Origin of the sequence: Streptomyces sp. NPDC007901 (assembly GCF_042959465.1) — a bacterium.
In the GTDB taxonomy this organism is placed as follows: domain Bacteria; phylum Actinomycetota; class Actinomycetes; order Streptomycetales; family Streptomycetaceae; genus Streptomyces.
This window is the reverse complement of record NZ_JBIBKW010000041.1, coordinates 1-11855: the sequence shown is the minus strand read 5'-3', so window position 1 is coordinate 11855 and position 11855 is coordinate 1. Positions and strand designations below refer to the sequence as shown.

Annotated in this window: 12 protein-coding genes and 2 pseudogenes; 6 read left to right on the top strand and 8 right to left on the bottom strand. The window is 68.5% G+C overall.

Annotated features, from left to right (window positions below):
* Positions 1–223 precede the first annotated feature (223 nt).
* Both ACFZDK_RS53040 and ACFZDK_RS53035 read left to right on the top strand, forming a co-directional pair.
* A complete protein-coding gene (locus ACFZDK_RS53040; protein ID WP_390985888.1) occupies positions 224–1036 on the top strand; it encodes a hypothetical protein in 813 nt (270 codons plus the stop codon).
* A gap of 304 nt (positions 1037–1340) precedes the next feature.
* The gene (locus ACFZDK_RS53035) at positions 1341–1514 is read left to right on the top strand and encodes a hypothetical protein (protein WP_390985885.1); all 174 of its coding nucleotides are present in this window, start codon (positions 1341–1343) and stop codon (positions 1512–1514) included.
* 268 nt (positions 1515–1782) lie between these two features.
* Here the strand turns inward: ACFZDK_RS53035 and ACFZDK_RS53030 are convergent, their stop codons facing one another.
* The 8 genes and pseudogenes from ACFZDK_RS53030 to ACFZDK_RS52995 all read right to left on the bottom strand — a co-directional run bounded on the left by ACFZDK_RS53030 (position 1783) and on the right by ACFZDK_RS52995 (position 9997).
* Entirely contained in the window at positions 1783–2598 is an 816-nt protein-coding gene (locus tag ACFZDK_RS53030) for an SAM-dependent methyltransferase (RefSeq protein WP_390985882.1), read from the bottom strand.
* A gap of 530 nt (positions 2599–3128) precedes the next feature.
* Positions 3129–3746 (bottom strand): hypothetical protein, encoded by a 618-nt coding sequence (locus tag ACFZDK_RS53025; RefSeq protein WP_390985879.1) that lies wholly within the window; start codon positions 3744–3746, stop codon positions 3129–3131.
* Between the two features lie 410 nt (positions 3747–4156).
* Positions 4157–4591 carry a hypothetical protein gene (locus tag ACFZDK_RS53020; RefSeq protein ID WP_390985876.1) on the bottom strand — a complete coding sequence of 145 codons (435 nt, stop codon included), beginning with the start codon at positions 4589–4591 and terminating at the stop codon, positions 4157–4159.
* Between the two features lie 928 nt (positions 4592–5519).
* Positions 5520–5849, bottom strand: a pseudogene (locus tag ACFZDK_RS53015) (metallophosphoesterase family protein); the annotation flags it as partial.
* Between the two features lie 295 nt (positions 5850–6144).
* Positions 6145–7098, bottom strand: coding sequence for an NAD(P)-dependent oxidoreductase (locus ACFZDK_RS53010; RefSeq protein ID WP_390985873.1), 954 nt, complete (start codon positions 7096–7098; stop codon positions 6145–6147).
* A 66-nt stretch (positions 7099–7164) separates the two neighbouring features.
* Positions 7165–8007, bottom strand: a complete 843-nt coding sequence (locus ACFZDK_RS53005) for an MBL fold metallo-hydrolase (protein ID WP_390985870.1) — start codon at positions 8005–8007, stop codon at positions 7165–7167.
* Between the two features lie 292 nt (positions 8008–8299).
* The gene (locus tag ACFZDK_RS53000) at positions 8300–9265 is read right to left on the bottom strand and encodes a zinc-binding dehydrogenase (protein WP_390985867.1); all 966 of its coding nucleotides are present in this window, start codon (positions 9263–9265) and stop codon (positions 8300–8302) included.
* Positions 9266–9373: 108 nt separating this feature from the next.
* Positions 9374–9997 (bottom strand): TetR family transcriptional regulator C-terminal domain-containing protein, encoded by a 624-nt coding sequence (locus ACFZDK_RS52995; protein WP_390985864.1) that lies wholly within the window; start codon positions 9995–9997, stop codon positions 9374–9376.
* 182 nt (positions 9998–10179) lie between these two features.
* On the opposite strand from ACFZDK_RS52995, the gene ACFZDK_RS52990 reads away from it, so the two are divergent.
* The 4 genes and pseudogenes from ACFZDK_RS52990 to ACFZDK_RS52975 all read left to right on the top strand — a co-directional run.
* Complete coding sequence (locus ACFZDK_RS52990; protein ID WP_390985861.1) at positions 10180–10596, top strand: nuclear transport factor 2 family protein; 417 nt, start codon at positions 10180–10182, stop codon at positions 10594–10596.
* Positions 10597–10753: 157 nt separating this feature from the next.
* Entirely contained in the window at positions 10754–11473 is a 720-nt protein-coding gene (locus ACFZDK_RS52985) for a hypothetical protein (protein WP_390985860.1), read from the top strand.
* Between the two features lie 94 nt (positions 11474–11567).
* Positions 11568–11636, top strand: a pseudogene (locus ACFZDK_RS52980) (transcriptional regulator); the annotation flags it as partial.
* A gap of 82 nt (positions 11637–11718) precedes the next feature.
* Positions 11719–11855: SDR family NAD(P)-dependent oxidoreductase (locus tag ACFZDK_RS52975; RefSeq protein WP_390974225.1), on the top strand; the 137-nt coding region annotated here is incomplete at its 3' end.

Sequence of the window (11855 nt, the reverse complement as noted above, 5' to 3'; positions counted from 1 at the left end):
CGGCGAATAACCGGCAGCATGGTGGACTCGACGTCCTCAACCGGCGTGCCGGCGGACCGCGCCCCCTGCGATCGCGCCTCTGCCGGACTTTTCGTCCCACAGTCAGCTCCCATCAGCAGCCCGTGACCCCGATCACACCCGCATCCCGGAGATTCATTGCCGGTGCCCACGCTCCCGGTGACCGAGAGGTGAGACAGCCCGACCACGCAAGGAGCAGCCGGCAGTGACCTACGACATGCCCGACCCGCCCGGCAACTGGCCCATGCACATCCCAGGACGCATCATCGGACATGTGTACGACATGGCCGTCGAGACCCCGGACGGCATCCGGCTGATGAGCGATGACGAACTCAGCCGTCACTACTGCACCAGTCTGGAGGCGCTCCGGGATCCCGTTCCCATGATGCGCACCGAGCCTCCGCCGGACGTCGTGTTCGCCTTGACGGCCCGTGGTGGCGTCCTCGGGAACCGGCCCCTTCCGCCTGGGGAAAGAGACGCCGCCGTCGACTCCTTCGGCGCCCGTTCTCTTGTGGTCCCCCGCAGCGAGCGGTGGCGGGAGGCCGTGTCCACCGCCCTGGTCGGCCCTTGGTGCGATCCACTGTGGGAGTCCGGGCATCTGCCGCACTCCGCGCTCGGCGCGCTGAAGGCCGAGGCGCGCGTCCTGCACCGGCAGCTGGTGCCGGTGTGGCGGCGGCGGACCCGGCATGGGCGGGTGCTGTCCCTGGACGCCGTCCTCGGCGGGATATCGCTGTACGACCTGGTCGCCGCCGACGTTGACCTGCTCACCCACACGACGGACGGGGTGTACCAGGACGAGCGCCTCGACCGTGTGCTGCGCGGCCTAGCCGAAGCCGAACAGCAGGTGGTGTTCGCGTACGCCGCGCGCGAGGGGACCACCTGGACCGAGGCCGCGTCCGCCGTCGGCGCCGCTGAGCCGGAGGCCTTCGGCGAACGGGTCCGGCGCAAAGCCAAACGGCCCGCCGCCGAACAGCACCGCCGTGCCGCACAGCGCCGCACGCCTCCCCCGGCCGCCTGACCCGGGATCACAATTCGGTCGGACGGGCCGACTTGCCCATGCTGCGCCTGGACTGCCGCCATCGACTCAAGGCCCGGGTGCTGTCTGCCTGCGCACAGTGAACGTGCAGCTCAGAACCCGTCCGGGCTGTCGGCGGCAGGCTCCACCACTCGTATGGTCGCGCAGACTTGCGCGGTTTACCCCCCGCTCCCGCATACTCCCGCCGCGGTCGGAGCCCTCACTCCACGACACCAGGGGTGAGCCCCGCCCACGCTCCACTCCGCATGCGAGAGGCGCATGCCCGAACCCACGGGAGAAGCCCGCCGTGTCCACGCTCGCCCTGCTCGTCGCCGTCCTGCTCGGCCTGGCCTTCGTCCTTGTCCCCGGCGCCCTCGCGTACCTGGCGTACCGGCATCCGGCTGCCCGCGGCCCAATGGGCGTCGGCATCGCCGCCGTGGCCGCCATGGCCGCCATCGTCATCCCGATCGTCCTTCGCTGAGACCGTGCACGCCGCTCCCAGGCCGGGCCCCGTCCCGCCTTCCCCCATGGAGATTTTGCCGAATTCGCCCTCTGGTTCCCTCGGACGGCAGCCGAAGGAACCAGGAAGGGCCGTGAGGTCTGCGACCGGCTGCCGGGTCAGACAGCCCGAGTTGCCCCGCCCTGGCGGATGCGGTCGAGCAGGGTGTGGTGATAGGCAGGGAGGTCGCCGTCGGGAACGGGGGCGGGCCTGCCGGTGAGTGTGTGCGGCTGCGAGGTGAAGCGAAAGATCACGGCTTCAGCGCCACGGCTCCCAGCTGGGGTACGACCGTGGGCTCTTCGCCGGACTCCGGCCGCCACAGCGAGCAGGACACGAGCCCGGGCTCCAGGAACGTGAGCCCGTCGAAATACTGGGTGACCTCCTCGCTGCTGCGGGCGGTGACCGGCGGTTTGGCATTGGCGTTCCAGAACTCCATCGCCTCAAGCTGGAGGTCGCCACCAAGTTCGGGCTCCGTGGTGGGATGGGTCAGTACGAGGAAGCTGCCGGGGGACAGCGACTCCACGAGCCGATGTGCGATGGCCCGCGCCTCGTCACCGTCAAGGACGAAGTTGAGGATGCCGAGCAGCATCAGTGCGGTGGGCTTGGTCAAGTCAAGTGTTTGTCCCGAGATGCGGAGAATGGTGTCCGGGTCGTGCACATCGGCGTCGAGGTAGTCAGTGGCGCCTTCCGGAGCACTGGTCAGCAGAGCGCGGGCGTGCGCGAGCACGATGGGGTCATTGTCGACGTACACGATCCGCGACTCGGGGGCGATCCGCTGGGCGATCTCGTGGGTGTTCTCCAAGGCCGGCAGGCCGGTGCCGATGTCGAGGAACTGACGAATGCCGTGCTCCTCTGCCAGACAGCGCACGGCGCGGCCAAGGAACTCCCGGTCGGCGCGCGCGATGTCGCGGATGACCGGGATCATTCCGGCAACGTGATCGCCCACCTGCTGGTCAACCGCGTAGTTGTCCTTGCCGCCCTGCCAGTAGTTCCACACGCGAGCGTTGTGCGCCGTCCCAGTATCGAGTCGCTGCACTGCGGCGTTGGCGCTCTGATTCTCGCTCACGTCTTCCTCTCCTCGCACGCCCAAGGACCGCATGAAATCAGGCACTTGCGGTCACGGCTGCGCTACGGCACATCGGTGGTCGTCATTCTGCCGCACACCGCTATCGCCGCGTCCCGGAAATACGGCAGACCCCATCCGCTGATGACCCACACGCTCAAGGCCCTCGCCAACGCTCCGCAGCCCAGGCCCGCGCGCCAGGCCGGCGGCGGGATCGCGACCACCGGAAGGCCCCCTTGTAGTGACCCAGCACGACTCGGTCCGCGCGATGGTGTTCTCTGCTGAGTCGCGGGGGACGGCCGTCGCCAAGATCATGACGGAGGGCGATGGCTGTGTTTGGTGGCCTTGCCCGTGCACAGCAGTGGCACTCCAGGAATCCGGCCGCCGGCCTCGGCGGGCTGGAGTCTCGACAGAATGGCGGCCACGTGCTCCCCGGCGGAACGGAGGATCAGCCGGTCGCTCGACGGCTCGGACCCTTCAAGCACAGAGAGGGCGCCGGCCGAGGCCAATGCGGGCAGGGCGGCGGGTGGCGCTCACACCGGTGTGTCGGCTTTCGGCTCTTCCTCGGGTGGCTCGTGTGCGGTGATCGCTCGGAGCACCACGAGGGCGGCCTGGAGGACCAGGGCGATCCGGTGCCGGGGCGTGCGGCGCTCTGCCAGGTCGTGGAGGACCTCGTTGCGCAGGTTCATGCCTTCGTTCGGGTCGGCGAGCAGGTGGCGGAAGACAGCTGGCCACGGTGCTTCGAAGCCGGCCGGTTCCATGTCCCCGATGAGCGCGCCGAGTTGGCTGACCTGGCCGGGGCGATCCCCTTGGGCATGCTGGACGACGGGGATGTCCATGGCCTTCAGGTGACGGCGCAGGAGGCCCTCGATGCGGATGGGGGCGAGTTCGAGGGCGACATCGTCGTCGTGCTCGAAGTAGGCCTGGAAGGCGCGGGCGAGCCCGCGCATCCGCTCGGGCTGGGCGACCGGGGGATGGACGAAGAGGGCGAGGAGGTTGTCGAAGGTGGGGGTGAAGCGTTCCTGGATCCGGTCGAGTTGGGCTTCCAGGTGGAGGCCGTGCAGGTCCAGGACGAGGGTACGGGTGTCAGTTCCGGCGGGTCTTGGGCCGGTCTTGGCAGGGGGTGTGGTGGTGACGACGGGACCATTCATGTTGATCTTCGCTGTCGGGGAGACGCAGCAGGCCCTGAAGCGTGTCCTCGGGGATGGGCGTGTCCGCGGCCTGGGGCATCAGGGGTGTTGCTGCGGCGACTGTGCGGAAGGCCTCGCCGAGGTCGTCGGCGGCGTCGATGCCCGTGCTCGCGGGGCCGCTGGCCGACCTGACCCACCACGGCCCCTCAGCACCCGTGTGGCGCCGGTCCGCGACTCCGACCGGCGAGTCGGCTGGGCCGAGCCCGACCACGGGCAGGCGTAGCGCGCTGATCAGCCGTGGTCGGGGTGAGCGGTACGCGGTCAGGCCCCGTGGTCGGGCTCATGGTCGGGGCCGCTGGCCAGCCCCGACCATCACCGTCAGCGGGGGCCGCCCACTGTGTTGGTCTGCCCCGTCTCCAGGTCCAGGGTGGTCACCGGGCGGCGTGCGTCGTGTTTGCACGCGGCGCGGCTGCCGTGGTCCCGGGCCACCGCCACTCCGTGCGGCCGTCCAGGTCGGCTGGCTCGGGGAGCATGCCGGTGAGCTGGTTCTGCCAGACGTACAGGGCGTCCTTCGCGGCCTCGGGCGTCACGCACGCCTTGCCCCGGTAGGTGTCCGTGTCCACGTCGGTGACCACGTCCGGCAGCAGGCGCAGCACCTCCTGGGCGTCCTTGAGTACGGCGACCGCGTCACCGATGAGCGCTTCGCGGTGGGCCTCCTGCTGGTGGCGGGCCGCCCGCATCTCGGCGATGTGGTCGTGGCGGTCGCCGCGCGTCGTGCCGGTCTCCCCGCACCCTTCCCGCTCGCAGGTCCAGCGGGACCAGGCGCCCCGCCCCTCCACCTGGTAGCCCCTGCTGTACCCGGCCAACGTCTGCCCCTCTCCCGGTCCGAAGGAGCCAGTACATCAGCGGGCCCGGTCGCGGCGCGGCGGGTTCGCCGGGATCCGTCCACGGCGGGTGATGAGCGAGGCGCCGGCCACCCGGGCGGGTGAATTTCTCCCTCGCGTACGTGGGCGCGGATCTAACCGAATTAGTCCACCTTGCGTATTTTTGCTGGTACTTGACAGTGATTCATGAGCTATGTCACCTTCCATTGCGGTTGGTCACCACTAGGCCGAAGGAGGCAATTCGTGAACGCGGTATTCACCGTGCCAGCGGGCCAGGAGGACGTCGTCGACCAGGACTGGGTGGCCCGGGGCGAGCCGGTGGCGTTCAAGGACGGGGCGCCAATTGGAGTTCACATGGGTTCCGCGAGGACCGCGGTACGAGCAACACTGCAAGTGAGCAGGTGAGAGCCTTCTCCACGCTTGTCACCCGTGCGTGGCAACTTCTTCAAGTTATTGGCGGATTCTGGGAGTTCGGCCAGTAACTTGCGAGGCTATGCGGGATTCAGGAAGCCACCGCCGTCTTACGTTGCTCACCGGTCAGCCGGACGACGCCGATGCACGCGGCGCCGACGAGCCTGAAGGCAGCGGCCTGGCCGATGTCCAGGTGCTTCAGCGGCGGGCTGCCGCACAGGCATGGAGACCATGAACCCGCGCGCTCGTCCCGTCGACACATCCCCGACTTCTCTGGGGAAGTGAGGCTGTCGTAGTGGTGTGCACCTCGGGTTTGTGCAGCTCAGCCACTCGTGGTCGAACTCTAGCTAGTGCAACAGCTGTGGTGCTATCGCTGGTTGGAGTGTCTCTGAGAGGGCTGTACGTGGCTTGATGTCTGTATTGCCCTGTCGGCTGGAGTAGGCAGGCTGCTCGGAGGGCCGCCGGGCGGCTATGCCGCGGCTGGGCGAACAATCTCTGCTGAGTCCTGGGTGACCTGGGTGATGGCTGCCTCGATGTCGAAGGCTGTGGAGCGTAGTTCGACGCCGGGGCCCAGGAGCGCCCAGTGGGCGCCGGCCCGTCCGTAGGGCATGCCGATGCTGCCGGGGTTGATCACAAGTCGGCCGTGGGCGAGGCGGACGAACGGCATGTGTGTGTGCCCGCAGACCACCGTGCGAATGCCGGTGTCAAGCCCGCTGAGGACTTCTCGCCAACGGTCGAGGCGTGAGTCGACCAGAACGACCTCTTCGTCGTCCCGAGGGGTGGCGTGACAGAACAGCACCTTTCCCAGGCCGCGTACTGGCAGAGAGCGCCGCCGCGTCATCGGCCTGCGCTTCCACGGTGTCCGGGGTCTGGCCACTGGAGCTTGCGACGCCTGTGTTGTCGAACAGAATGACCGGACGGTTCGCGGCCAGTCCGTCCGTCACCGCAGGATCCCAGTGATCCATGCCGCCACGGAAATGCTGCAGGAACATCAGCGGTGTGCCGGTCTCGGCGCCGAAGCGCCGGTAGGCGTACCGAATCCCGTTCGCCGTGACGAACCGCGTCGGAGCCGTCACATGGGAGAGAGGCAGTGTGTGAGTCGGTCGGGTCGTCGTCTTCGGCTCCTACTTCATCAGCCGCACGGGAGAACCCGCCTGGAACGCGGCGATGTCCTCGACGGAGTCCTGATAGAAAATCTCGTACAGGTCGCGGTTCACGAATCCGACGTGCCCCGTGAGCAGCGCGTTCGGCAGCGCCCGCAACGGGTGGTCCGCGGGTAGCGGCTCGGTGTCGTACACGTCGAGGGCGGCTGCTCGGATCGCGCCCTCACGCAGGACGTCGATCAGGGCGAGCTCGTCGACGACCGGTCCGCGTGAGGTGTTGACCAGGAGGGCCGAGGGCTTCATCGACCGGAGTTCCGCCGCACCGACCAGCCCGCGTGTTTGCTTGCTGAGCGGTACGTGGATCGAGAGCACATCGCTTTCGGTGAAGAGTCGCTCCTTCGTCACCGCCCGCGCGCCGTGTTCGGCGGCGGTTTCGGGGGTCAGGTTCCGACTCCATGCGATGGTGTCCATTCCGAAGGCCTGTCCGATCCGTGCCACTCCGGAGCCGACGCGACCGAGGCCCAGAATGCCGAGAGTCCTGCCGTGCAGCCCCTCGCCGACCGATACCTGCCAGCCGCCGGCGCGCATCGACTCCGCCTCGACGACCAGGTTTCTCTTGGCACCGAGGATCAGCGCCCAGGTGTGCTCGATGGTGGGGTGGGACTCATAGCGGGTCCCGCACACCGTGATGCCGAGTCTGTGGGCGGCCGTAAGGTCGATGGCGGCATTGGCCGGGCCGGTGCTGACCAGGAGCCGAAGGTCGGGCAGCCGCTCCAGGACCTCGGCCGGGAATCGCGTGCGCTCCCGCATGGCCACGAGCACGTCGAACCCGGCGAGGCTACGGACCACCTCGTCGGCATCGGCGAACGGCTCGGTGAAAACGACGACCTCGGCAACGAGTGATCCCCAGTCGGCCAGGCTCGTCGCGACGTTCTGATAGTCGTCGAGGATCGCGATCTTCGTGCGGGTGGCCATGTCGGCAACCTCCGTATTTCGTCGAGGTGATGCGTCTGTCTTCGCGGGGTGGCGACGCGGCGTGGCTCAGGCGAGCAGGCCCAGGGCGCTGTACCAAAGGGGTCCCGGGTTGAGCCGGTCACCGTGGAGCTTGGACATCTCCTCGAAGAACTCCAGCGGCTCCGGCTTGCCGGCCAGGAGCCGGATCGCGTCGCGCAGGTACTGCCGGGTCTCGTCCAGGATCTTCGGGTCGTCGGGCAGGTCTGCCTTCTTGTGGCCGGCGACCACGTGGCGCGGATCGAGTGCGGCGAGCCGGTCGATGCCGTCCAGCCACGCCTGAAGGCCGCCGTCACCGCCTTCGAGCATCATCAGGTGCACGCCGTTGTAGACCACGTCCCCGGCGACGACGAGACCGATCGACGGCACGTGCAGGACGCTGGAGTCGTCGGTGTCGGTGTGACCGGTATCGACGGCCCGGAGGACTTGGCCCTCCAGCCGGAATCCCTCGGTCGGCACGGGCACGGCGAGGACCGGGGTGTTCTCCGGGACTCCGGGGAAGGTCTTCGCGAACCCCTTGTCCTTGCTCTCCAGTTGGCTGCGCATCTGCCGGATGGTGCCCTCGGTGGCGTACACCACGCTGTGGGCGTCGCCGAACTGTTCCAGCAGCGTCGCGGTGCCGAACCAGTGGTCGGGGTGGCCGTGGGTGACGTAGACGTACGCCAGACGCTTCCCTGAGCGCGCCAAGCCCTCGGCGACCTGCGCGATCTGGGTGTGAGTCAGCGGCGGGTCCACCAGGACCGCGTCGCGTTCTCCGGTGATCAGGGTGGATGAGATCGGCGAGGACACGATCCCGTCGCCGTTCGGCAGCTGAAGATCGATCTTCCGGGGAACGCCGTCAGAGACGAGGACTTCGTAGGACAGTTCGGGCATCGCGATACTTCTCTCGTGGCGGGGGCTGCCCCTCACCGAACGCGCGAATGAGCGGCGGTTTGCCTGGCGAGGGTGAGCACTATTGATCAGTGGATCTACATCCCACGGTGGAAACCCGTGGCGCGCGTTGCCGGCGTGCACGCGGTGGTCTGGAGAGTTCCGGCAGGTCAGGCCAGGCGCCGGGTTGTCATCGTCCCCGGCGGAATGGCCCTGATGCCGCTTCGAACGCCCTGCTACGGCTCGGCTCGCGTCCGCGCGGGACCCGCGACGGTGCGAGTTCCTCCGGAGATCGTCATGACCGGGCCACCTTGAGCAGGGTCTTTCCGCCGCGGACGACCTGCTCGATCGCCGTATGGATGTCATCGAGGTCGAACACGGCACCTGGCGGAACGAACAGGGCTCCGCTCGCGACCAGGGGCGCGGCCTCGCGGATGACGGGGAGCACCTTTGTCGCGTAGTCGAAATGGCCGGCGAAGAATCCGTGTACCGTCGCGCGCTTGCCGATCAGGGTCAGTGCATCGACGGACATCGGCTGCCCGGTCGCCGAGGCGTAGCTGACGAGCGCACCGCCCTCGGACAGCAGGTCGAGCAGGCGGGCGGGAGCGTCGCCGCCCACCGAGTCGACGGCGAGCCCGACCCGGGCATCGCCGATCGCCGTGCGAACCTCTTCGACCGCCGTCGCGCCGTCGAGGCGGACGATGTCCGCGCCGGCCGCGGTCAGTTCGGCGAACACGGACTCGTCCCGGACGAAGTTGATCGTCCGGAATCCGCGGGCCTTCGCCAGGGCGATCAGGGAACGTCCGACGCCGGAGTTCGCGGCGTTCTGCACGATCCAGTCCCCGGGCCTCAGGTCGGCGTACTCGCTCAGGATCAGACCGGCCGTGGGCGGATTGATGCCCAGCATCGAGAACTGCTCGACGCTGCCTTCCGGCAGTCGGAACAGCCCGTCGGCGGGCAGCAGCAGCCGCTCGCGCCAGGCACCGGCGAGCAGCGGCAGAACCACCAGGTCGCCCGCCGCGAGCGTGTCGACGCCGGGGCCCGCCTCGACAACCCGGCCGACACCCTCGCTGCCGAGGACCAGCGGGAGCGGTGGCCGCCCGAGCTCGCCCCTGACGAGCTTGAGGTCGTGCAGGTTCAGCGGTGAGAACTCGACCGCGACCTTGACCTCGCCGGCGCCGGGAGCGTTCGGCTCCTGGAGATCGACGACGCGTACGACGTCCTCCGGCTTTCCGAACTGGGTGATCTGGATGGCACGCATAGGGACTCCCTTCCCGGTGAGAGGCGGCGAGCTCTTCGCCACAGTCAAACTGCACATTTTGCTTATGTCCGCCGCGGCATGTCCGTCGTCGGACGAGAGGGGGGAATGTCAGCGCCGCACGTTCGGTGCGTCCGCCCTGGGGATCAGGTCCAGCGCCGATTGGGCCGTCTGCCGGAGCGTCGTGCCGTCGACGCCCGCCTTGGCCATGTTGTCGATGCCCCTGATCACGCTCAGCAGCAGATATCCCAGGGCCGTGGCGTCGGCGTGCTCGGCCACTTCTCCCGCGTCCTGGGCGTCGCGTATCGCGGACGCGAGGGCGCCGGCGAGATCCTCGAACGCGCGACGGGCCGTGGCCGCCACCATGTCGTCCTCTCCGGCGCGGTCCGCGGTGGCCTTGGTGAGGAAGCATCCCCGGCGGGGCGACTCGGTCGCGAAGGCGTCGGCGAGTGAGACGACGTAGCGCTCCAGGCGGGCCATCGGCGAGGTGAGCACCGCGTGCGGGCCCTCCCGCAGCTCATCGCGGGCCTGGGCGACGAGGCCCTGGCAGTAGTCGGAGAAGACGCGCACATAAAGGGAGTGCTTGTTGCCGAACGCCTTGTAGATGCTGCCCTTGCCCAGGCCGGTCGCTTCCATGAGGTCGTAGGTGGACGTGCCGTCGAATCCGGTGGTCCAGAACCGGTCGCGGACGACATCGAGCACGGTGGTCTCGTCGAAGCCTCGTTTTCGCCCCATGACCTCACCATACCTCATTGTGGTCCAGGTGGACCACAATGGTCGGCAACCCAGCCCTCATGCCGGCACGGAGGGATCGCCTGACGCTCCTCGTTTTGTTGACTGACTGGACCACTTCATGTTTCCGTTGTGGTCCAGTCGGTCAACAAAACCGCGTCAGTCGGCAAACCCGTGGAGAACTGATGACTCAGAGCCGAACGAAGACGGAGACGGAGCGGAACAAGGCCGCCGTCCTCGAATTCCTGACGACCGCGTTCAACTCGAAGGACTTCACCGCGCTGGACCGGTACCTGCACCCCGACTACCACCAGCACAACCCCTTCATCCCGCCGGCCAGGGCCGGGCTGCGCACGTTCATCGCGGACCTGCCCGACGCCAGCCGGTACGAGCCGGGAGCGATCATCGCCGAGGGAGACCTGGTCATGATCCACGGCAGGTACTCCGGCAGCACCGAGACACCCCTCCTGGCGGTCGACATCTTCCGCTTCGAGGAGGGCCTGGTGGTGGAGCACTGGGACGTCCTGCAGGACGAAGTGCCCGCGAAGGACACGGTGGCGGGCAACCACATGTTCACCAACCCGCAGGCCGGCCGGGCCTGAGGCACCGGACCGGCGAGGCGGGCGGCACGCGGCGCGCGGGCCATGACGGCGAGGGGCTCGACCCTCGCCGTGCCGGGCCGGCGGACGCCGTGCCGGTCCCCTGTGGGCCACCGGCACGCGGAGGCATCATGAACATCGATCAGAATGAGGATTCGCTATGACCACCTTGCTGGATCTTGTTGTCGAGGCCCATGGCGGCCTGGACCAGTGGCGACAGGCGCGCACGATCCGCGCCCGCGGGGCCATCGGCGGCGTCCTGTGGGACCTCCGCGGCCAGCCGGGCATCCTCGCCACGGCGGACATGGCGGCCGATGTGCAGCAGCAGCGCTTGGTGTTCGAAGGCTTCACCGGCCCGGACCTGCGGGGCGTCTTCACCCCCGAGCGCGTCACGATCGAGCGGAGGGACGGAGAGGTCGTCGCTGAGCGCACCTCTCCACGGGATGCCTTCACCTCCCAGGACCAGGACACCCCCTGGGACGATCTCCACGTGCTGTACTTCGCGGGCTACGCCATGTGGAACTACCTCACCGCCCCCTACCTGCTGACGCTCCCCGGCGTGGTGGTGGAGGAACTGGAGCCCTGGACCGAGGCCGGCCAGGATCTGCGACGGTTGCGGGCGACGTTCCCCGACACCCTCGCGACCCACGCCACAGAGCAGATCTTCCACTACGACGCCGCAGGCCTGCTGCGACGCCATGACTACGCTGCCGAGGTGCTCGGCAGCCCGCCGGCGGCGCATCTGTCGGAGAAGCACGAGACCGTGTCGGGGCTGGTCTTCCCGACCCACCGCTACGTGCTGCCCCTTGCGGCGGACGGACGGGTCCTGCCGGAGCCGAGGCTGATCACCATCGATCTCAACGAGATCTCTGTCGCCTGACCACGACACGGGACCGTTCGGCACCGCCCTCTCGCGAAGACGGCCGGGCCGGGGTGCTCCACAACCCCCGGCCCGGCTCCAACGACCGGCGGGGGGGGCGGGGGCGGGCTGGATGCTCGCGCGGGACCTGGCGGCGATCACCCTGCTCGATGTCTACCAGGCGACGCCGTTGACTTCCCCTGATCGGGGCGTTCTGCGCCCATCAATGCAACAGCAATAGTTACGTCAAGAAATTGGAGAATCTCATGGGACAGCTGGACGGCAAGACCGCCCTTGTCACCGGCGCCTCCAGCGGTATAGGCCTGGCGATCGCCCGCCGTTTCGCCGCCGAGGGCGCGACCGTCTACCTGACCGGCCGCCGCAAGGACGCGCTGGACGCCGC